The following is a 19,455-nucleotide window of genomic DNA, read 5'->3' on the forward strand; positions in this document are numbered from 1 at the left end:
TGAGGGTCATCGGCACCGGGCCCGACTACGCTTCGGCGATGTGGCGGTAATGGAAGGCGCGCGGCGCGGAGTAATGGAGATCGGACGCCGGGCCCTGGGCCTGGACGTCCCGGCCGCCGACCACACCGTCGCCGTCCTGCACAGTGTAGATACCGACCGGCCCGGACTCGACCGGCGAGAAACCCTGCAGCTGACGCGGATCCGCCTGCTCGGCGCCACCGGCGTGGTCATCATGGCCATATCCGCGCTCGGCGTGGGCGCGCAACCGGTCCACCAGAACCCCACCTCCGGACTGCGGGTCCTCGGATTCTTCGCGCGGGCGCACACTTCCACACTGGCCATGTGCCTGATCGGCACGGTGCTCGTGATCATGGCCTGGCTGCTGCTGGGCCGCTTCGCCGTCGGCGGCCTGGGCGGGAATCCGCAGCACCGGCTCAGCCGCTCGCAGATGGACCGGACGCTGCTGCTGTGGATCATCCCGCTCAGCGTCGCACCGCCCATGTTCAGCAATGACGTGTACTCCTATCTCGCGCAGAGCGAGATCGCGGCGCGCGGGCTCGACCCGTATCAGGTCGGACCGGTCGAGGGCCTCGGGCTCAGCAATGTGCTGACCAACAATGTGCCCAATATCTGGCGGGACACGCCCGCGCCCTACGGGCCGCTGTTCCTGTGGATGGGCCGCGGCATCGCTGAGCTGACCGGCGACAACATCATTGTCGGCGTATGGCTGCATCGGCTGCTCGCACTGGCCGGCGTGGCCCTGATCGTGTGGGCGCTGCCGCGGCTGTCGCGGCGCTGCGGGGTCGCACCCGTGAGCGCGCTGTGGCTGGGCGCGGCCAATCCGCTGGTGCTGTTCCATCTGATCGGCGGCGTCCACAATGACGCGCTCATGCTGGGACTCATGCTGGCGGGCGTGGAGCTCTGCCTGCGCGCGCTGGAGGATTACCCGAGCTTCGACCGGAAAGCCTGGGCACTGCTCATATTCGGCGCGGTGGTCATCACGCTGTCCTCATCCATCAAGATCACCTCGATCATCGCGCTCGGCTTCATCGGCATGGCGCTGGCCCGGCGCTGGGGCAACGGTTTACGCGGAATACTCTGCGCCGCGGGCATACTCGGGGCGATAGCGGTGGCCACGACCTTGTTCGTCAGTACCGCGAGCGGACTCGGATTCGGGTGGGTGAACACCCTCAATACCGCCAGCGCGGTGCGCAGCTATCTGTCCCTGCCGACGGCGATCGGGATCATCACCGGATTCGGTGGCGTGCTGCTCGGGCTCGGCGATCACACCACCGCGCTGCTCGACATCACCCGGCCGCTGGCCGAAGTGGTCGCGGCGCTGATCATTCTGCGCATGCTCATCGCCACCTGGACCGGCCGCCTGCATCCGGTCGGCGCGATGGGTGTCGGGCTCGGCGCGCTGGTGCTGCTGTTCCCGGTCGTGCAGCCGTGGTATCTGCTGTGGGCGATCGTGCCGCTGGCGGCCTGGGCCAACCGGCCCGCGTTCCGGGTACCGGCCGTGGTCATCTCCGTGGTCGTGAGCGTGCTCGTGATGCCGCGTGGCGCGGATTTCTATGTCTTCCAGATCGTCGAATCCGCCGTTGCCACCGTGATCGTCGGACTGCTGTTCATGTTCCTCACCCGAAATGTGCTGCCGTGGCGCAAACAGCCGGGGGTGTCGGCTCGGTCACACCGGACCACGCCTTACGGTGTCTCTTCGTGACCGCAGCATCCGCACCCGCCGTACGCGTCGACGGCGTCGTGAAACGCTACGGCGAGATCACCGCGGTCGACGGCATCAGCTTCGAGATCGAACGCGCGCAGGTGCTGGCACTGCTCGGTCCCAATGGCGCCGGCAAGACCACCACCACCGAGATGTGCGAGGGCTTCGTCGCCCCCGACGCCGGTCGCGTGCGGGTGCTGGGCCTGGACCCGGTCGCCGATTCCGACGCCCTCCGCCCGCGCATCGGCGTCATGCTGCAGGGCGGCGGCGCCTACCCGGGGTCGAAGGCCGGGGAAATGCTGGATCTCGTCGCCTCGTACTCCGCCGATCCGCTGGATCCGGCCTGGCTGCTCGACACCCTGGGCTTGAAGGATGCGCGCCGGACCCCGTATCGGCGGCTCTCCGGCGGGCAGCAGCAGCGGCTCGCGCTGGCGTGCGCACTGGTCGGGCGGCCCGAGATCGTATTCCTCGACGAGCCGACCGCCGGATTGGACGCGCAGGCACGGCATCTGGTGTGGGAACTCATCGACGCGCTGCGCCGCGACGGGGTCAGCGTGCTGCTCACCACGCACATGATGGACGAGGCCGAACAGCTCGCCGACCAGTTGGTCATCATCGACCACGGCCGGGTGGTGGCCCACGGCACGCCGAGCGAGGTCACCTCGCAGGGCGCCGAGGGGCGGCTGGCCTTCACCGCGCCACCCAATCTCGACCTGACGCTGCTGGAAGCCGCACTGCCGGAAGGCTTCGCACCGAAGGAGAACACGCCCGGCCAGTACCTGGTACAGGGCGATATCACCCCGCAGGTGCTCTCCACCGTGACCTCCTGGTGCGTGCGAATCGACGTGCTGCCCAGCGATATCCGCATCGACCAGCGCAGACTGGAAGACGTGTTCCTCGAACTCACCGGACGGGAGCTGCGCGGGTGACCGAGACGCTGAACCGATTCGCCACCGGCACCTTCACGCCCGCGCCGCGGCCCACCACCCGGGCCAAGATGCTGGCCGCGCAGACCCGCATGGAGCTGATCCTGTTGCTGCGCAACGGGGAACAGCTGCTGCTCACCATGTTCATTCCGATCACGCTGCTGATCGGGTTGACCTTGCTGCCCGTCAGCGGGCTGGGCGAGCATCGGGTGAACCGGGTGGTGCCGGCGGTCATGATGGTGGCCATCATGTCCACCGCGTTCACCGGGCAGGCCATTGCGGTGGGGTTCGATCGCCGGTACGGGGCATTGAAACGCCTTGGCGCGACACCGCTTCCGCGCTGGGGCATCGTGGCGGGCAAGTGCGCCGCCGTACTCATCGTGGTGGTGTTGCAGTCGGTGCTGCTGGGCGCCATCGGCGTCGCGCTGGGCTGGCGGCCCTCGCTGACCGGGCTGCTGCTGGGCGCGGTCGTGATCGCGCTGGGCACCGCCACTTTCGCCGCGCTGGGACTGCTGCTGGGCGGGACGCTGAAGGCGGAAGTCGTGCTGGCGCTGGCGAACATTCTGTGGTTCATCATGCTCGGCACCGCCAGCCTCGTCTTCATGTCCGATGATGTGCCGCATGCGGTGAGCCTCATTGCCCGGATCATCCCCTCGGGTGCGCTGTCGGAATGCCTGGATCGGGCCATGCACAACAGCATCGATTGGTACGGGCTCGCGGTACTCGCGGGCTGGGGCGGGCTCGGCGGCTGGCTCGCCACCCGGCTCTTCCGGTTCGATTAACCCTGCTGTGCGCGAACCGTTTCGTCCCAGTCGATGACGAAGCGGTGCACGGGGCCGAACATCTTCTCGGCCTGCAGGAAGGTGCGCGTAGCGATCGGCATGACGAGGCCCATCATGGCCTTGGCCACCGGACCGGAGGTCTTGCCGTTGTTGGTCTTCGCCGCATTGTCGGAAATGTCCTCCACCCGCGGGCGGCGCAATCCTTCGTAGGTGGCGAACGCCTGGGTGGGATCGGCGATATCGCGCAGGCAACGGGCCAGTTCGACGGCCGATTCGATGGCCAGTGAGGCGCCCTGCCCGGAGCTGGAGGAGGGGGCGTGCACGGCGTCGCCGACCAGTACGACGCGGCCGCGGTGCCAGGTGGGCACATGCGGCATGCGCTCCATCGGACCGGTGACGATCATCTTGTCGATGCTGGTCTGCGCGAACAATGATTCGCCCGGCCGGTCACCGATGTGGGCGGCGCGCAGCTTGTCCAGCCACTCCTGCGGGGGCACGGCCTTGGCCTCGGCCAGGGTCATGGGCTCGGCCTGCGGGAAGTTGCTGAAGAAGACCTTGCTGCCGTCGGGCTGCCGCCAGTAGCCGTAGAAGGCGCGCTTGCCGAAGGCGAAGTGCATGGCGTCGATATCGCCCTTGCCGCCGTCGGAAAGGTTTCCGTCACTGTCGAATTCGCCGAAGCCGAAGCTCATCAGGCCGGTGTATTCGGGCTCGGGGGCCTGCGGGTCGATGAGCTTGCGCACGGTGGAGTGGATGCCGTCGGCGCCGATGAGGATGTCGGCGGTGGCGGTGGTGCCGTCGGCGAAGCGGACGTGGACACCGGTCCGGGACTGTTCGAAGTCGATCAGGCGCTTGCCGTGCTCGATGGTGATGCCGTTGGCCACCGCGTGGTCGTGCAGCACCCGGAACAGGTCCGCGCGCAGCAGGGTGCAGCTCGGGGGCAGGCCGGGCAGGGTGTCCACCTGCATCAGCTTCTTACCGCTGCCGGTCTCCATGACCATGCTGTGCAGCGGGTGCCCGACGGCTTCTACGAGCTTGTCCGCGCCGATGATCTCCAGCGCCGCAAGGCCGTTCGGGGCGACCGTGAGCATGGCGCCCGCCTGCGTCGCGGTGCTGTCGTAGGCCTCGAACACCGTCGCCTGGATGCCCGCCTGCTGCAGGGCCAGTGCGGTGACGGGTCCCGCGATGCCGCCGCCGATTACGAGTGCCGTCCGAATGCCGTTCATGGTCTTCGCCTTTCGAGGAGGTCCGGTCGAGTTCTTGACCGTGCACTCATAGTATTCATGAAACTAGTTTCTTGGCAACTAGTTCTTTGAACACCGTGGCTCATGCCGCGAATCAACACGGCAGGAGAATGAATAACGACACGACGTAGTAGGCCGGGTGACAGCGCGATTCACGCTCCCGTTACCATCTACGGGTGCTGAATCGCGCCTTCCAGCGACTTGCCGACCTGTTCCCGATGCCTTCGCTGCGGGTGCAGCGCATCATCGCCTTCCTGGTGGTCCTCTCCCAGGCGGGTATTTCGGTGACCGGCGCCATCGTGCGCGTCACCTCCTCGGGACTGGGTTGCCCCACCTGGCCGCAGTGCTTCCCCGGCAGCTTCACGCCGACCACCGTGGCCGAGGTGCCCGTCATCCATCAGGCCGTCGAATTCAGCAATCGCATGCTGACTTTCGTGGTCGTCGCGGCCGCGGCCGCGATCGTGCTGGCGGTCACGCGGGCACGGCGGCGACGCGAAGTGCTGGTCTACGCGTGGCTCATGCCCGGCGGCACCGTGCTGCAGGCCGTGATCGGCGGGATCACCGTACGCACCGGACTGCTGTGGTGGACCGTGTCGGTGCACCTGCTGGCGTCCATGCTCATGGTGTGGCTGTCGGTCCTGTTGTGGGCCAAGATCGGCGAACCGGACGACGGCATCGACACCGTGCGCGCGCCCGCGCCGCTGCGGCTGCTGACCGCACTCAGCGGTGTCGCGCTCACCGCGACGCTCGTCGCGGGCACCATGGTCACGGGCGCCGGACCGCACGCCGGCGACAAGAGCGCCGAGAAGCCCGTCGAACGCCTGCAGGTCGCGATCACCACGCTGGTGCACGCGCATGCCGAAATGGTCGTCGCCTACGTCGCACTGCTCGTCGGCCTGGCCTGCGGGCTGGCCGCCGTCGGCATGAGCGGCACCATTCGCAAGCGCCTCGTCCTCGTCATCGCACTGGTCCTGGCCCAGGGCCTGGTCGGCATCGTGCAGTACTTCACCCATGTCCCGGCCGCGCTGGTGGCCGTGCACGTGGGCGGCGCGGCCGCCTGCACCGCCGCCACCGCCGCCCTGTGGGCGGCCATGCGCACGCGGGAACCGGTGCCCGCCAACGTTTCCGAACCGATCCCGGCCTGAGCCTCAGGAGCGGTCGGCGACGACGATCCGTCCACTGCCGAGGAAGGCGGCGCGATTGCCGTCCACCCCGGCCTCGGTCGCGACCGTGAGCAGGTTCCGGTCACTGGTCGCGGTGAAGCCGTGCGCGCGCAGCACCGCGGCCAGTCGTTCGGGAGTCCAGCTGGAGCGCTGCGGTTCCCGTGCCATGGGGCTGGTGCGGCCGCTCACCGAGAGCAGGACGTCCACGGCCTTGCGGCCGTAGTGGTACACCAGGTTCGGGGTCGGGTAGGTGATGATCAACCGGCTCCCCGGCGCACTGCGCCGCGCGATCTCGGCGATCGTCGCGGCGACCTCATCGGAAGTCAGGTAGGGCACCACGCCTTCCCAGATCCAGGTGGTCGCCCGGGTCTCGTCGTGGCCGGCCTCAGCGAGCGCGGCGCTGAGCACGTCCTTCCCGAAGTCCACCGGCACGAATCGCACTGTGGCGAGGGCGGCGCGCTCCCCCATCCGCGCGTGCTTGACCGCTTGCGAGGCAGGATGATCCACCTCGAACACGGCGACCTCGGCGAGTTCCGGCATGCGCCACGCCCGCGCGTCCAGGCCCGCACCGAGAATCACCAGTTGCGGATTGCCGCGCTCGCGCACCGCGTCGTCGATGGCCACCGTGCGCGCGGCGAGCACTTCCGCCGTGGTGGACAACATTTCGTATTCCATGCGCGGGCCGAACGATTTCGGCCGCGCTCCGGCGCGCACCTCGTCGACCAGTCGTTGTTCATCCGGCTCGAGTAGTTGCAGCGCAATGGGATCGGAGAACCGCCCCACTGCCATCCGTCCATCCGCCACGGCGCGGGCCTGGCACACCAGCACCGCTGTCCGACTTGCCTCGCGTTCGGCCATGACGCCCATTATGGGCGCGGTGATCTCCACGTGCCCAGTGCGCGCAGACCAACGATGCCGAAGGCAGCGTCGGCGAGAATCTCGAATACGGCCGAAAACCACGAGAAGCCGGTCACTTTCGCCGCGGCGGGCGCATTGATGAAGCTGTCGCTGAACGGGCCCAGCCAATCCGGCAGCAGATGGACGACGGCGAACGCGAGGGCGCTCACGAAGCCGATCGCCACTGCCGCCCACGCCGCCCAGCGCAGGCCGAGGAATACCGCGACCACGGTGACAGCGGCGAGGATGAGCTGTGTGGTGCCCAGTGCCATGATCGTCGACGAGACGGTGTTCATGCCGCGGCGCAGATGATCGGCGCCGTGGGTCAGCACCGCAATCGCGAAAAGCGCTGCGAACCATCGCAATTGCGCTGCGCGCGCCTCGACTGTCGTTGGAACGAGTGTCCCGGACCTGGTCATGACCGCCCCCTCGGGTGATGAACCGGCAAGCCTCTGCTACTACTAACTGTAGTAGCAAGGGCTCGTCGAGGGAATGCCCGATTCAGGCGGGCAGGACCCGCACGCCCAGGCTGGTCGCGAGAACGATGGCCTGGTGCTGGTCGACGATCGCGCGGCTGATGATGGTGACCAGCGGATCGAGCGAGGAGATATCGCTGCCACGCAGGTCGGCGTCGCTGAAATCGGCCTTGCTGAGCCAGGCTCCGGATAGGTCGACGTCCCGGAAGCTGGCTTTGGCGCAGCGTGTGAAGGTGAAGTCGACCTCGCGCATGCGCAGGTCGCTGAAGGAGGTGCCGCGCAGGTCGGCGCCCGGGAAGCCGGTGAACGACCAGTCGCCGCCCGTGGCTTTCAGCAGCGAATACGTGCAGCGGTCGAACATGCTGCCGGTGAGCTTGCACGCGGTGAACTCCGCCTCGAAGAACTGGCAGGCGGTGAACGTGCAGTTCAGGAAGGCGGTATTGGTGTGCGAGGACTGGTTGAAGCTCACGTTCCGGAAGGCGCATTCGGTGAAAACCGCATTCCGCGTGACGCTTTCACTCAGGTCGACATCCAGGAACTCGACGCGGGTGTACTTCTCGTCGACGAGCTCTCGCTGGTACCAGTCCCCGCCCCGAATGGTGCTCTCGGTCGGTGGCGCCTGCTCGCCATCTCTTCGATCAGCCACGGCACATCCCGGCATCCGATGTCATGCGGTCACCGTAGAGCAACCCTCCGACAATTCCCGGTCCGAAGCGACCGCGAGGACGGCCTTCCCGCGCAGCCGGCCGTGCGCCATCTCCTCCAGCAAGCGCGGAGTGTGACTCCAATCGTGCCGGTGCCCGATCTCCACCCGCAGCCGGCCGTCGGCGACCAAGGCGAACAGCTCCTCCAGATCCCGGCCGGCGCGCGGATTGTCGCCGAAGACGAACTGCCGCAGCGTCAGTGCCTGTCCCGCGCCGAGTACCTCGAAGAAGTCCGGGTGCAGTGGCTCTCCGCCGGCCTGCCCGAACCACAGCAGCAGTCCGGCGGTCCGCAACTTGTGTACCGCGGCCGAGCCCAGCGGACCGCCGACCGACTCCAGCACCAGGTCGACGGACCCGTCCGGCAGCTCGGCGAGGTCGCGGATCACCTCGGCGCCGGTCGCGGCGAGGTGCTCGGCAGGTTGGCCGGGTTCGACGACCGCGATCACCCGCGCACCGGCGGCTACGGCGAGCTGGGTCACGAACTGCCCGACGCCGCCGCCCATTCCGGTTCCCAGCACCGTTGTCCCCGCGAGCGGTCCGGCCGCCTGCAGTAGTTGCGCGGCAACCAGACCCGAGAGCGGTATCGCCGCCGCCGTGGCGGCGGGCACCGCGTCGGGGATGCGTGCGAGCCGATCCGCGGGCACCGCGACGAATTCCGCCGCCGCGCCGCCGGACGGCAGATGGAAGGCCACGCGCGTGCCGGGTTCGGGTCCGCTGCCGTCGGCGGCCGCGGCGGCCACGACACCGGCGGCATCGACGCCCGGCCGGAATCCGGCTGTGCCACTGCGCAAATACAGCAGATCAGCCCGGTTCAACGAGAACTCGGTGACCCGGATGAGGGCCTCGTGGTCGCCGGGCGCCGGGGCGTCGATCTCCTCGATCTCGGTGAGGTCGCCGGGGCGTCGAGCGGGAACAAGTGCGCGCATAGGTGATCATCCTCCATAAAACGGTAGTGCTACTACCGTTTCACCGTACCGCACAAAACGGTAGTATTACTACCGTTTCCTCCCGGAGGTGTGATGACCGAGACAACCCGCGCACCGCGCAAGGATCAGCTGCGCAATCGCCGCAAGCTGCTCGACGCCGCCCGCGTCGCCTTCACCGAGCAGGGCGCCGACGTCGGCATCGAGGCCATAGCCCGGCGCGCGGGCGTCGGCGCGACCACCTTCTATCGGCACTTCCCCACCAAGGAAGCGATCGTCGAGCAGCTGCTCGGCGAATTGACCGAGGGCGCACGCGAAGTCGCCGACCGCGCTGCCGCCATGAGCGACGACCGGCAGGCCTTCACCACCGTCTTCACCGAGGGGTGCGTGCTCGACCCCGCCGACCTGCGTCTGTTCGACATCCTCTGCCGCACCGGAACCGCCGCCGCCGAACAGGGCCGCCGCGCCACCGTCGACCTCATCGCCCCGGTCGTCCACCGGGCACAGCGGGCGGGCCTGCTACGCGATGAGGTGACGGTCGACGATATCGCCGCGTTCATGCGCATGGCCGACTCCGCGGACACGCTCGAGCAACGCCGCCTTACCCACACCGTCCTGCTGGCCGGTCTCGCACCGTGATTCGGTGGTGCCGTCCGACCGCGGCGAATAATGTCGTCCTGCAACCGAAATGAAGTGAGGCATCATGAATACCTTCAGCAGCCTCGACGAGCTGAGCAAGCACGTCGGCGAAGTCCTCGGCGTCAGCGACTGGATCACCATCGAACAGGGTCGCATCGACACCTTCGCCGAGGCCACCGAGGATCGTCAGTGGATCCACGTCGATCCCGACCGCGCCGCGCAGGGCCCCTTCGGCAGCACCATCGCCCACGGCTACCTGACCTTGTCCCTGCTGGCACATTTCTCCTGGGATCAGTTCCAGCTCGAGGGCGCCAAGATGGCGGTCAACTACGGCCTCAACAAGGTCCGCTTCCCGTCGCCCGTCCCCGTCGGATCCCGCTTGCGGGCAACGGGCCGCCTCGACTCGATTCGCGAATTGCCCGAGGGCTGGGTGGAATTGACGGTCACGCAGACCGTCGAGATCGAGGGCGCCCCCAAACCGGCCTGCGTCGCCGAGACCGTGAGCCGAGTCCTCTGGTCCTGAGCGCGGATTCGGCGATCAGTAGCGGCCGAAGGCGAGGGCCACATTGTGGCCGCCGAAGGCGAAGCAGTTGTTGATCGCGTAGTCGATCGCCTGGCGGCGGGCGACGCCGTGGACCACGTCGAGGTCGATTTCCGGGTCCTGGTTGTCCAAGTTGAGGGTGGGCGGGACGATTCCGTCGCGGATGGCGAGGATGGTCAGGACGGATTCGAGGGCGCCGACCGCGCCGATCGAGTGGCCCAGCGCGGATTTGGGCGCGTAGACCGAGGCGTGGGCGATACCGGCTCTGTGGATCGCGTTCGCTTCGGAGAGATCGCCGATCGGGGTGGCGGTGGCGTGGGCGTTGACGTGGGTGATGTCGGCGGTGCTGAGCCCGGCGGTGTGCAGGGCGCGCTGGATGGCGCGGGCCGCGCCGCTGCCTTCCGGGTCCGAGGCGACCAGATGGTAGCCGTCGGAGGTGACGCCCGCGCCCAGGATGCGGGCGATGATGGTGGCGCCGCGGGCCTTGGCGTGGGCCTCGGATTCGAGGGTCAGGAGGGCGCCCGCTTCGCCGAAGACGAAACCGTCGCGGTCCTTGTCGAAGGGGCGGGAGGCGGCCTTCGGATCGTCATTGCGGGTGGACATGGCGCGCATCATGGAGAAGGCCGCGATGGGGACCGCGTCGATGTAGCCTTCGACGCCGCCGGCGACGACCATGTCGGCATCGCCCATGACGATCATGCGCCAGGCTGCGGCAATGGCTTCGGCGCCGGAGGAGCAGGCCGAAACCGGGGTCAGGACACCGGCTTTCGCGCCGAGTTCCAGTCCGACGACGGCGGCGGGACCGTTCGGCATGATCATCTGCACGGCGAGCGGTGAGATCTTGCGGTAGCCGGCCGCCTTCAGCTTCTCGTCCGCGTCGACGAGGGCGTCGACACCGCCGACGCCGGTGCCGATGGCCACGCCGAGACGCACGGGATCGATCTCCGGAGCGCCCGCTTGCTGCCACACCTGCCGGCCGAGCACGAGGGCGAGGCGTTCGATGTAGGCCATGCGGCGGATCTCGACCCGGGTGAGCAGACTGTCCGGCGATACCTTCAGGTGCCCGCCGATGCGGACGGGCAGCTGATACTTCTCGACGAAGTTGTCACCGAGAACATCGATTCCGCTCTCTCCGGCGAGCAGGCCCTGCCAGGTCGCCTCGATGTCGCCCGCGAGCGAGGTGGTCGCCGCGAGGGCGGTGACCACGACATCGGGGAAGGTCCCGTCGGCGCTGAAGGGATTGCTGGCGGCCGGGGTCACTCGAGGTGGCCTTCCTGGTTCTTCGCCTTGAGTTCCTCGGCGAGCTCGGGGTTTTCGGCTTCCATCTTCTGGACGTAGGCGACCGCGTCGCCGACGGTGCGCAGGCCGGTGAGGTCTTCGTCGGGGATCTTGACGCTGTACTTGTCCTCGAGTTGCACGGCGATCTCCACCAGTGACAGCGAGTCGATGTCCAGGTCTTCGACGAAGGCCTTCTCGATCGTCACGTCGGCGGCGTCGATACCGGTCACCTCCTCGACGATCTCGGCGATTCCGGCGACGATCGCTTCCTGTGAAGTTGTCACAAAGCTCCCCTTGTTCCGACCGAAATGGTCTGCGGTGCAGGCATTTTCACAAGCCCTGCCGCCGTCAAACGTAGCCATGGGGATACCGCCGGGTAAGTGGCAGCGGCCGACAACCTTTGACCCCGATCTTGTGGGAAACCTCCAATGGTCTTGTAGCACGAGATATCCGATCGTGACTTCCCTTACGGCTGTGACCAGCATCGTTGCCAGATGGCAGGAATGTCTGGAGTATCGAGGGTGATCGACCGAGGTTGTTCGAGGAGTGTCGGGGTAGGGCTGTCGGGTGCGGGTGCGCCGAGACCCATGGAGTGCCACCGGGGTTCGCGCTTGTCACCGGAAAGGGATCGAAAAATGACAGACAGCATGATGGACATTCCCACCGCCCGCCTGCGGATCGCGCAGCCGGTACAGGGACCGCCGCCGCAGGCGTGGCAGGGACCGGTACCGGGACATGGACCGAACCTGGTGCACAGTCGAGGGCAGGGCCCGGCGCAGGGGCAGGGTCCGAATCAGGGGCATATACCGAGCAGCTCGAGCGCCGCGGCCGCCATCTGGCGGGAAGCGAAAACCGTTCTGGTGACCCGGGTCACCGGTCCGCAGCAGTTGAAAACGGTGCCGCGGTTGGTGATTCCGGTCGGTGATACCCAACTCGCCTTCCGCACCTCCTCGTATTCGGTGGAGGCGGAGGAGCTGGCGCAGGACGGCCGGGTGCTGGTGCAGCCCGGCGATTGGCGCGGCAATCCGTCGGTCGGCTCCCATCAGAAGGCGGGCCGGGCCCAGCTGGTGACGGCGGGCACGCTACTACCCCACGTGCACACCGAGATCGAGACCAAGTACCGGTGGCGGCTGTCATTCGCCCGTGCGGCCCACCGCATGTCCAACGGCTCGACGCCCTACGGCGATATCGTCGTGCTGGTGACGGTGTTCGAGCCGGGCCCGATGGCCCTGATGCCGCCGCGCGGCTAGCGGTTCAGCCGATCCACCCGTTCAGCAGCTGGGTGGTTCTGCCGCTGCGGATCTGGAGTTCCAGCCACGCGTTCACCACGGCGTCGAAGGCGGTGTCGCCGCGCGGCAGCAGGTACGCCTTGGTCGCGGAGTCGAAGGGCCGGTCCGGGTGCAGCACCTGCAGGTCCGGGTGGGTGCGCTGGCGGTACCGTCCCTCGATGGAGTCGGTGACGAACACGTCGGCCTTGCCCTGTTCCAGCTGGTCGTAGATGGTGAGGTTGTCCGGCCACACCGCGATCTGCGCATTCGGGAAGTTGGCGCGCGCGAACTTCTCATTGGTGCCACCGGGATTCACGATGACCCGTACGCCCGGCTGGTTGATCTCGTCGACGGTGCTGTAGGCGTCGCCGGAGCTGCGGCGGGTGACCGGCGTCTTGCCGTCGGTGGTGAGCGCGACCGAATAGTCGGCCACCCGGCGGCGGTCGGCGGTATCGGAGATCCCGCCGACCGCGATATCGCAGTGTGCGGGGAAATCGGTGGTCAGGGTGCCCCACGTGGTCGGAACCCATTGCGGCACAGCGTGCAGGACCGACGCCAGGTCGGTGGCGAGGGTGATGTCGACGCCCTGGTAGCCGCCGTCCGCGCCGCGCAGGGTGTAGGGCGGGTAGTCCCCGGTCGTGCACACCCGCAGCACTCCCGACTGCGGCACGCTCAGCAGTCGCGAGGGCGCGGCGTCCGCGGCGGCGGGACCGGCCGATCCGGCGGCGATCAGCCAGCCTGCCAGTACCGTGTTCAGAATCGGCCAGAGCCGCAGCGGTTTGCGCACGCGCCCTAGATTACTCGAGAGCCGCAGCCGGCTCGAGAGCGTCGGAAACTCTGTCGGTCAGAAGCTCTGCCAGGACGGCTTGTTCGCGACCGCGAACCGGTAGTACTCGACGGCCTGCAGTTTCGCGGCCGCCTCCGGGTCCACGATCACCGTGACGTGCGGGTGCATCTGCAGGATCGAGGCCGGGCAGAACGCCGAGACCGGGCCTTCGACGGCTGCCGCCACCGCATCGGCTTTGCCGGCGCCCGTGGCCACCATGAGCAGGTGATCGGCATCGCTGATGGTGCCCAGCCCCTGGGTGAGTACGTGTGTGGGCACCTGCGCCAGGTCGTCCTCGAAGAACCGCGCATTGTCCTCGCGGGTCTTCGGGGTCAGCGTCTTGACGCGAGTCCGGGAGCGCAGCGAGGAGCCGGGCTCGTTGAACCCGATGTGCCCGTTGGCCCCGATCCCCAGAATCTGCACCGAGACCGGTCCGTTCTTGGCGATGCCGCGCTCGTATTCGGCGGCGGCGGCCGGAATGTCGGTGGCATTCCCGTCGGGGCTGTGCACCGAGGCGTCGTCGAAGTCCACGTGTGAGGTGAATTCGTCGCGAATGAACTGCCGGTACGACTGCGGATGACCTACCGGCAGCCCGATGTACTCGTCGAGCAGATATGCCTGCACCCCGGCGAAACTCAGGCCCTCGTCGCGGTACTGCCGGATGAGTTCCCGGTAGGCCCCCAGCGGTGAGGAGCCGGTGGCCAGGCCGATGGCGCGGGCGCCGCGGCGCACATGGTCGGCCATGATGCGCCCGGCCAGCACACCGGCTTCGGCCGCATTGTCGGTGATCACGAGTTCCATGGGCGTCCGTCCTTGTACACGGTGGTTGGGGTGAGCAGCGGGTTGGTGACGAGCACGTCGGCCTGCATACCGGCGTGCAGGGCGCCGACTCGATCGGCGAGCCCGAGCAGGCGGGCAGGCGTGGCGGCGGCGGCCGTGGCGGCGGCGGTGAGCGGCACGCCGGCGTGGAAGACGGTGCGGCGCAGCACATCCGCGGCGGTCGCGGTGCCGCCCGCGATGGCGCCCTCGCCGTGCGGGTCGTAGAGCCGGGATACACCGTCCTTCACCACGACATCCAAACTACCGAGCTGGTAGCGGCCGTCGGGTTCGCCGGCGGCGGCCATGGCGTCGGTGATGAGGGCCAGGTTGTCGGGGCCGATGGTGTCGAACACCATGCGCACGGTGCCGTCGGCGAGATGTACGCCGTCGCCGATGACCTCGGCCACCACGTCACCGCGCCCGGCCGCGGCCATGGCGGCGGTGAGGAAGTTGGCGTCGCGGTGCGCGAGCTCGGGCATGGCATTGAACAGGTGGGTGATCGAGACCCGCCGGCCGCGCCGGATGGCGTGCACCGAATGCTCGTAGTCGGCGACGGTATGGCCCAGGGACAGCACCACATTCGCGGCGGCGAGCACGTCGGCGAGTTCGTCGAATCGCTCGGTCTCGGGCGCGATGGTGACCGAGACGATCCGGCCGCCGGCATGGTCGATGAGCCGTTCCAGCATGGCGGGGTCACCGGGCACGATGCGGTCCGGATTGTGGGCGCCGCGCCGATGTTCGCTGATGAACGGGCCTTCGAGGTGGATGCCCGCGAGCAGGCCGTCGTCGATGGCCTTGCCGAGGATGTCGATGCGTTCGCGCAGTTCGGTTTCCGTGGCCGATACCAGGGACGCCACCAGGGTGGTGGTGCCGCGGCCGCGATGGAAGTTCGCGGCCGCGAGCACGCCGTCGGCATCGGTTTCGGGGAAGCCGTATCCGCCACCGCCGTGGCAGTGCACATCGATGAGGCCGGGCAGCACGATGGCCGGCTCGTCCGCGGGTTCGGGCAGGTCACCGCCGAATCCCGCGGCCGGGCCGACATAGTCGAGGCGCGGGCCGTCGAACGAGACCACACCGTCGGCGAGTTCGCCCGCCTCGGTGAGAGTGACGACCCGGCCGCGCAGTGTCGTTCTCACCTATATCGCCCCGAGTGCGGTGCGGGCCGCCGTGGCGGCTTCCTCGGCAGTGCGGGCGGCTAGCACCGCCGCGGCCGCTGTTTTGCATTGCTCCAGCGTCACGGCGGCGAGCCGCGCGCGCACCCCGGCCAGGGATCGTGGCGCCATGGACAGCGTTTCGATGCCGAGACCGACCAGCACACAGGCGAATTCGGGATTGGACGCCGATTCGCCGCAGACGCCGACCTTCACACCGCGCTTGTTCGCGCCCGCGACCACCATGGCGATGGTGGCGGCCAGGGCGGGCTGCCACGGATTGTGCAGCGGCGCCAGGCCGGAGGACATGCGGTCCGCACCGAACAGGTACTGCGACAGGTCGTTGGTGCCGATGGAGAAAAAGTCCACCTCGGCGCCCAGCTGCTCGGAACGGATTGCGGCAGCAGGGATTTCGACCATGATGCCGCGGGTATCGATACCGGCATCCGCGGCCTTGGCGGCGAAGTAGCTCGCTTCCTCGGCGGTGGCGACCATGGGCGCCATCACCTTGACCGTGGCCCCGGTGGCCTTGCGCGCGGCCTCGATCGCCCCGAGCTGGTCGAGCAGCGCCCCCTCATCGACGCTGCTCAACCGCAGTCCGCGCACACCCAGCGCGGGGTTCTCCTCCGCCGGCAGGTTCAGGAACGGCAGCGGCTTGTCCGAGCCCGCGTCGAGCGTGCGGACGGTGACGGGCCGGTCGCCCATGATGCGGAAGATCTCGGCGTACTGTTCGGTCTGCTCGGCGACGGTGGGCGCCGACTTGCGGTCCAGGAAAAGGAATTCCGTGCGGAACAGGCCCACACCCTCGGCGCCGAGATCGACCGCGAGCTGCGCGTCGGCGGCGCTGCCCACGTTGGCCAGCAGCGGCACCGCGTGCCCGTCGGAGGTGCGACCGGGCCCGGTGGGCGCGTCGGCCTGACGGGCGCGAGCGGCCAGGACTTCCTCGCGGCGCTGCGCGCTCGGGTCGAGTTCGACCGTGCCGGCGGTGCCGTCGAGCACCACCTCGGCGCCCTCCGCGATTTCGGCTGCGCCCGGGCAGGCCACCACGGCCGGAATGCCCAGGGCCTTGGCCAGAATCGCGGTGTGCGAGGTGGGTCCGCCGGCCACGGTGAGCAGGCCGACGACCTTTTCCGGGTCCAGGGTCGCGGTGTCCGCGGGCGCCAGATCCTGCGCGGCGAGCACGAAAGGCGTTGTGCTGTCCGGGATTCCGGGCGGATCCACGCCGAGCAGTTCGGCCACCACGCGCTGTCCGACGTCCCGCAGGTCCGAGGCGCGTTCGGCCATCATGCCGCCGAGCGCGGCCAGCTGCTCACCGAAGTGCCCGACCGCCAATGTCACCGCATGCGCCGTGGGCTGACCGGATCCGATGCCCGAGCGCACCTGATCCAGCAGCGCCGGATCCCCGGCCAGGGCCGAGGTCATGAACAGGATGTCGGCGGCCGGGCCCTTCGCCTCCAGCGCCTGGGCGGAATAGCGCCCGGACACGGTCTCGAAAGCCTTTTCGGCGCGAGCGATTTCGGCGTCGGTGTCGGCGCCGCGGGCATCGTCGGGGCTGGTGACCGGCGCGGACGCCAGCCACTTCACCGGTCCGACGGCCAGGCCCGGGGCGGCGGCGACGCCCCGGATGACACCGGCGGCCTTGCCCTCGCCGCCGCCCTGGGAATCAACGACGCCCTTGCCCTGACCGGCCGCCGCGCGGTGGCTGGCGGCCTCGATATCGCCGACGCCATTGCCCTGACCGACGCCCTGGGTATTACCGGCGCCGCTGGTATCAGCGGCGCCGTCTGCTTCACCCGTCAAGATCGGTCTCCAGCATCCCGACCAGCTTGTCCAGCGCCGCGTCGGCGCCGTCCTCGGCGTGCAGGGTGACGGTGTCGCCCTGCTTCACGCCGAGGGTCATCACCTGCAGCATGCTGTTGGCGGCGACGGGGTCCTTGCCGTCCTTCGAGATCTGCACGGGCACACCGGCTTCACCGGCGGCCTTCACGAAGAGCGCGGCAGGACGGGCGTGCAGCCCGCTCTTGGACGCAACGACAGCGGTGCGCGTGATCATTGGGCGATGTTCTCCTTTTCGGTTTCGGCCTCGTCGTCTTCACGGCCGGGGGTGCGCAGGTTCCAGCGCTTGATGATGAAGCTGAAGGTGAAGTAGTACAGCGCCGCGTAGCCCAGGCCGATGGGGATGAGCAGCAGCGGGTGGGTGGCCTTGCCGAAGTTCAGCAGGAAGTCGATGCCGCCCGCGGAGAAGTTGAATCCGTCGTGGATGCCGAGCCAATTGCACAGTGCCAGCGAGGTTCCGGTGAAGATCGCGTGGATGAGCAGCAGCGGCCAGGCCACGAAGATGAACGAGAACTCCAGGGGCTCGGTGATTCCGGTGACGAAGGAGGTCAGCGCGGTCGAGAGCATGATGCCGCCGACGAGCTTCTTGTTCTCGGGCTTGGCGGTGCGCCAGATGGCCAGTGCCGCGGCGGGCAGGCCGAACATCATGATCGGGAAGAAGCCGGTCATGAAGGTGCCCGCGTGCGGATCGCCCGCCAGGAAGCGCGGGATGTCGCCGTGCACGCCGTGGTAGTCGCCGATGGTGAACCAGACCACCAGGTTGATGATGTGGTGCAGGCCCAGCGGCAGCAGCAGCCGGTTGACGAACCCGAAGATGCCGCCACCCACGACGGCGTTGTCGGCGACGGTGTTGCCGAGCCAGGTCAGGCCGGAGTGGAAGGCGGGGTAGATGAACGACATGAGTACGCCGATGACCACTGCCGCGCAGGCCGTCAGGATGGGCACCAGACGGCGGCCGGCGAAGAAGCCGAGATAATCCGGCAACTGGGTGCGGTGGTAGCGCTGCCAGAGGATCGCGGCGGTCAGGCCCATGACGATGCCGCCGAGGACTCCGAAGTCCACCAGTTCCTGCGCGCCCTTGGCGTCGGTCTTGCCCGAAAGCACGACCGAGGACATGGCTTTGAGGACGCCGTTGAAGGCGAGGTATCCGACGACCGCGGCGAGTGCGGTGGAACCGTCGGCCTTCTTGGCCCAGCCGATGGCGATGCCGACCGCGAACAGCAGGGGCAGGTTGTCGATGAGTGCGCCGCCGGCGCCGGCGAGGACAGCGGCGACAGTTTTCAGGGCCGACCAACGGCCGAGCATGTCGTCCTGTCCCAGCCGTAGCAACAGGCCGGCAGCGGGTAGCGTGGCAATCGGCAGCATCAGGCTGCGGCCGAGCTTTTGCAGTCCGGATAGATCGAGCTTCTTGCGAACGCTCTGGGCGGCATCGGCCATGGCGGTGGTCCTCGGTCTGTGAATAGCGTCACGCAGCGAATTGGTGACTGGTTATAACCAGAGATATACTGGTTATAACCAGTTTTGTCTACTCGACACGCACGGAGGAACGATGTCCAAAGCTGATCAGATCGTCGCAGGCCTGGGTGGCGCAGACAACATTGTGGAGGTGGAGGGCTGTATCACCCGCCTGCGCTGCGAAATCAAGGACGCCAGCCTGGTCGACGAGAAAGCACTCAAGACCGCCGGCGCGCACGGCGTTGTCAAGATGGGTAACGCCGTACAGGTCGTGGTCGGACCGACGGCCGACGCCCTCGCCGAAGACATCAACGACCTGATCTGACCACCGTGAGCATCGATATCCTGGCGCCCCTGGACGGCACCGCCATCCCCCTGTCCGAAGTCCCCGATCCGGTCTTCGCCGCGGAGATGGTCGGGGCGGGCCTCGCCATCGAACCCGCGGATACGGATGACCAGGTCACCGTGGTCGCACCCATCTCGGGATCGATCGTGAAACTGCACCCGCACGCCGCCGTCATCGTATCCGATTCCGGTACGGGCGTGCTCCTCCACGTCGGCATCGACACCGTCGGCAAGCCCGAACTGTTCGAGGTCAAGGCCGCCGAGGGCACCCGCGTGGAGGCCGGCGATCCGCTGGTCGTGTTCTCCCCCAATGCCGTCCGCCGCCTCGGCCTCAGCGCCGCGGTACCGGTGGTGGTGATGGACTCGGCGCCGGGCTCGATTCCGGCCGCCGTCACCGGGCCCGTCACCACGGGCGCGGTGCTCTACTCGGTCTGAGCGCCATCCGAACCGCATATCGGCAAA

Annotated in this window: 22 protein-coding genes; 9 read left to right on the forward strand and 13 right to left on the reverse strand. The window is 68.2% G+C overall.

Annotation, left to right across the window (positions count from 1 at the left end; all coding sequences use genetic code 11):
• Nucleotides 1-49: 49 nt before the first annotated feature.
• The 3 genes from mptB to ACIP5Y_RS29095 are packed head-to-tail and all read left to right on the forward strand — an operon-like array spanning nucleotide 50 to nucleotide 3,431.
• Complete coding sequence (gene mptB / locus ACIP5Y_RS29085; protein WP_400355846.1) at nucleotides 50-1,723, forward strand: polyprenol phosphomannose-dependent alpha 1,6 mannosyltransferase MptB; 1,674 nt, start codon at nucleotides 50-52, stop codon at nucleotides 1,721-1,723.
• Nucleotides 1,720-2,652, forward strand: coding sequence for an ABC transporter ATP-binding protein (locus ACIP5Y_RS29090; RefSeq protein WP_400354807.1), 933 nt, complete (start codon nucleotides 1,720-1,722; stop codon nucleotides 2,650-2,652). Before mptB ends, ACIP5Y_RS29090 begins: the two co-directional genes overlap by 4 nt.
• Complete coding sequence (locus ACIP5Y_RS29095; RefSeq protein WP_400354808.1) at nucleotides 2,649-3,431, forward strand: ABC transporter permease; 783 nt, start codon at nucleotides 2,649-2,651, stop codon at nucleotides 3,429-3,431. Before ACIP5Y_RS29090 ends, ACIP5Y_RS29095 begins: the two co-directional genes overlap by 4 nt.
• Here the strand turns inward: ACIP5Y_RS29095 and ACIP5Y_RS29100 are convergent.
• Entirely contained in the window at nucleotides 3,428-4,654 is a 1,227-nt protein-coding gene (locus ACIP5Y_RS29100) for an FAD-dependent monooxygenase (protein WP_400354810.1), read from the reverse strand. The two genes, ACIP5Y_RS29095 and ACIP5Y_RS29100, sit on opposite strands and share 4 nt — an antisense overlap.
• A 194-nt stretch (nucleotides 4,655-4,848) precedes the next feature.
• Here ACIP5Y_RS29100 and ACIP5Y_RS29105 point away from each other — a divergent pair, with 194 nt between their 5' ends.
• Nucleotides 4,849-5,817: a heme A synthase gene (locus ACIP5Y_RS29105; protein WP_400354812.1), complete on the forward strand. Its 969-nt coding sequence runs from the start codon at nucleotides 4,849-4,851 to the stop codon at nucleotides 5,815-5,817.
• Between the two features lie 3 nt (nucleotides 5,818-5,820).
• Here the strand turns inward: ACIP5Y_RS29105 and ACIP5Y_RS29110 are convergent, their stop codons facing one another.
• The 4 genes from ACIP5Y_RS29110 to ACIP5Y_RS29125 form a co-directional block, all read right to left on the reverse strand.
• The gene (locus ACIP5Y_RS29110) at nucleotides 5,821-6,693 is read right to left on the reverse strand and encodes a class I SAM-dependent methyltransferase (protein ID WP_400354814.1); all 873 of its coding nucleotides are present in this window, start codon (nucleotides 6,691-6,693) and stop codon (nucleotides 5,821-5,823) included.
• Nucleotides 6,694-6,701: 8 nt separating this feature from the next.
• Nucleotides 6,702-7,151, reverse strand: a complete 450-nt coding sequence (locus ACIP5Y_RS29115; protein ID WP_400354816.1) for a hypothetical protein — start codon at nucleotides 7,149-7,151, stop codon at nucleotides 6,702-6,704.
• An 82-nt stretch (nucleotides 7,152-7,233) separates the two neighbouring features.
• Nucleotides 7,234-7,854, reverse strand: a complete 621-nt coding sequence (locus tag ACIP5Y_RS29120; RefSeq protein WP_400354818.1) for a pentapeptide repeat-containing protein — start codon at nucleotides 7,852-7,854, stop codon at nucleotides 7,234-7,236.
• Between the two features lie 21 nt (nucleotides 7,855-7,875).
• Entirely contained in the window at nucleotides 7,876-8,838 is a 963-nt protein-coding gene (locus ACIP5Y_RS29125; RefSeq protein WP_400354820.1) for a zinc-binding dehydrogenase, read from the reverse strand.
• Between the two features lie 93 nt (nucleotides 8,839-8,931).
• Here ACIP5Y_RS29125 and ACIP5Y_RS29130 point away from each other — a divergent pair, with 93 nt between their 5' ends.
• Entirely contained in the window at nucleotides 8,932-9,474 is a 543-nt protein-coding gene (locus ACIP5Y_RS29130; protein WP_400354821.1) for a TetR/AcrR family transcriptional regulator, read from the forward strand.
• 64 nt (nucleotides 9,475-9,538) lie between these two features.
• Nucleotides 9,539-9,997, forward strand: coding sequence for a MaoC family dehydratase (locus tag ACIP5Y_RS29135; RefSeq protein ID WP_400354823.1), 459 nt, complete (start codon nucleotides 9,539-9,541; stop codon nucleotides 9,995-9,997).
• Nucleotides 9,998-10,012: 15 nt separating this feature from the next.
• Here ACIP5Y_RS29135 and ACIP5Y_RS29140 read toward each other — a convergent pair whose 3' ends face one another.
• Nucleotides 10,013-11,275, reverse strand: a complete 1,263-nt coding sequence (locus ACIP5Y_RS29140; protein ID WP_400354825.1) for a KasA/KasB family beta-ketoacyl-ACP synthase — start codon at nucleotides 11,273-11,275, stop codon at nucleotides 10,013-10,015.
• Complete coding sequence (gene acpM, locus ACIP5Y_RS29145) at nucleotides 11,272-11,577, reverse strand: meromycolate extension acyl carrier protein AcpM (RefSeq protein ID WP_400354826.1); 306 nt, start codon at nucleotides 11,575-11,577, stop codon at nucleotides 11,272-11,274. Before acpM ends, ACIP5Y_RS29140 begins: the two co-directional genes overlap by 4 nt.
• Before the next feature lie 351 nt (nucleotides 11,578-11,928).
• On the opposite strand from acpM, the gene ACIP5Y_RS29150 reads away from it, so the two are divergent.
• A complete protein-coding gene (locus ACIP5Y_RS29150; protein WP_400354828.1) occupies nucleotides 11,929-12,543 on the forward strand; it encodes a hypothetical protein in 615 nt (204 codons plus the stop codon).
• Between the two features lie 4 nt (nucleotides 12,544-12,547).
• Here the strand turns inward: ACIP5Y_RS29150 and ACIP5Y_RS29155 are convergent, their stop codons facing one another.
• From ACIP5Y_RS29155 to ACIP5Y_RS29180, 6 genes are all read right to left on the reverse strand, one after another.
• Nucleotides 12,548-13,348 carry a transporter substrate-binding domain-containing protein gene (locus ACIP5Y_RS29155; RefSeq protein WP_400354830.1) on the reverse strand — a complete coding sequence of 267 codons (801 nt, stop codon included), beginning with the start codon at nucleotides 13,346-13,348 and terminating at the stop codon, nucleotides 12,548-12,550.
• 57 nt (nucleotides 13,349-13,405) lie between these two features.
• Nucleotides 13,406-14,188, reverse strand: coding sequence for a glucosamine-6-phosphate deaminase (gene nagB, locus ACIP5Y_RS29160; protein ID WP_400354832.1), 783 nt, complete (start codon nucleotides 14,186-14,188; stop codon nucleotides 13,406-13,408).
• The gene (locus tag ACIP5Y_RS29165; protein WP_400354834.1) at nucleotides 14,176-15,342 is read right to left on the reverse strand and encodes an N-acetylglucosamine-6-phosphate deacetylase; all 1,167 of its coding nucleotides are present in this window, start codon (nucleotides 15,340-15,342) and stop codon (nucleotides 14,176-14,178) included. Before ACIP5Y_RS29165 ends, nagB begins: the two co-directional genes overlap by 13 nt.
• The gene (gene ptsP, locus ACIP5Y_RS29170; protein WP_400355847.1) at nucleotides 15,343-16,983 is read right to left on the reverse strand and encodes a phosphoenolpyruvate--protein phosphotransferase; all 1,641 of its coding nucleotides are present in this window, start codon (nucleotides 16,981-16,983) and stop codon (nucleotides 15,343-15,345) included.
• 163 nt (nucleotides 16,984-17,146) lie between these two features.
• The gene (locus tag ACIP5Y_RS29175; RefSeq protein ID WP_400354836.1) at nucleotides 17,147-17,410 is read right to left on the reverse strand and encodes an HPr family phosphocarrier protein; all 264 of its coding nucleotides are present in this window, start codon (nucleotides 17,408-17,410) and stop codon (nucleotides 17,147-17,149) included.
• Complete coding sequence (locus tag ACIP5Y_RS29180; RefSeq protein ID WP_400354838.1) at nucleotides 17,407-18,630, reverse strand: PTS transporter subunit EIIC; 1,224 nt, start codon at nucleotides 18,628-18,630, stop codon at nucleotides 17,407-17,409. The genes ACIP5Y_RS29175 and ACIP5Y_RS29180 overlap by 4 nt, the downstream gene beginning before the upstream one ends.
• Before the next feature lie 112 nt (nucleotides 18,631-18,742).
• Here ACIP5Y_RS29180 and ACIP5Y_RS29185 point away from each other — a divergent pair, with 112 nt between their 5' ends.
• Both ACIP5Y_RS29185 and ACIP5Y_RS29190 read left to right on the forward strand, forming a co-directional pair.
• Entirely contained in the window at nucleotides 18,743-18,973 is a 231-nt protein-coding gene (locus ACIP5Y_RS29185) for a glucose PTS transporter subunit EIIB (RefSeq protein WP_400354840.1), read from the forward strand.
• 5 nt (nucleotides 18,974-18,978) lie between these two features.
• Nucleotides 18,979-19,428 (forward strand): PTS glucose transporter subunit IIA, encoded by a 450-nt coding sequence (locus ACIP5Y_RS29190; RefSeq protein ID WP_397001785.1) that lies wholly within the window; start codon nucleotides 18,979-18,981, stop codon nucleotides 19,426-19,428.
• Nucleotides 19,429-19,455: the final 27 nt, after the last annotated feature.

Origin of the sequence: Nocardia sp. NPDC088792 (assembly GCF_044750615.1) — a bacterium.
Classification (GTDB): Bacteria; Actinomycetota; Actinomycetes; order Mycobacteriales; family Mycobacteriaceae; genus Nocardia.

What these genes read in the sequence shown, in the direction of transcription:
- mptB (WP_400355846.1), top strand. Translation starts at nt 50, where the DNA reads ATGGAAGGCGCGCGGCGCGGAGTAATGGAGATCGGACGCCGGGCCCTG.
- ACIP5Y_RS29100 (WP_400354810.1), bottom strand. Translation starts at nt 4,654, where the DNA reads ATGAACGGCATTCGGACGGCACTCGTAATCGGCGGCGGCATCGCGGGA.
- ACIP5Y_RS29110 (WP_400354814.1), bottom strand. Translation starts at nt 6,693, where the DNA reads ATGGCCGAACGCGAGGCAAGTCGGACAGCGGTGCTGGTGTGCCAGGCC.
- ACIP5Y_RS29115 (WP_400354816.1), bottom strand. Translation starts at nt 7,151, where the DNA reads ATGACCAGGTCCGGGACACTCGTTCCAACGACAGTCGAGGCGCGCGCA.
- ACIP5Y_RS29125 (WP_400354820.1), bottom strand. Translation starts at nt 8,838, where the DNA reads ATGCGCGCACTTGTTCCCGCTCGACGCCCCGGCGACCTCACCGAGATC.
- ACIP5Y_RS29130 (WP_400354821.1), top strand. Translation starts at nt 8,932, where the DNA reads ATGACCGAGACAACCCGCGCACCGCGCAAGGATCAGCTGCGCAATCGC.
- ACIP5Y_RS29135 (WP_400354823.1), top strand. Translation starts at nt 9,539, where the DNA reads ATGAATACCTTCAGCAGCCTCGACGAGCTGAGCAAGCACGTCGGCGAA.
- ACIP5Y_RS29150 (WP_400354828.1), top strand. Translation starts at nt 11,929, where the DNA reads ATGACAGACAGCATGATGGACATTCCCACCGCCCGCCTGCGGATCGCG.
- nagB (WP_400354832.1), bottom strand. Translation starts at nt 14,188, where the DNA reads ATGGAACTCGTGATCACCGACAATGCGGCCGAAGCCGGTGTGCTGGCC.
- ACIP5Y_RS29175 (WP_400354836.1), bottom strand. Translation starts at nt 17,410, where the DNA reads ATGATCACGCGCACCGCTGTCGTTGCGTCCAAGAGCGGGCTGCACGCC.
- ACIP5Y_RS29180 (WP_400354838.1), bottom strand. Translation starts at nt 18,630, where the DNA reads ATGGCCGATGCCGCCCAGAGCGTTCGCAAGAAGCTCGATCTATCCGGA.
- ACIP5Y_RS29185 (WP_400354840.1), top strand. Translation starts at nt 18,743, where the DNA reads ATGTCCAAAGCTGATCAGATCGTCGCAGGCCTGGGTGGCGCAGACAAC.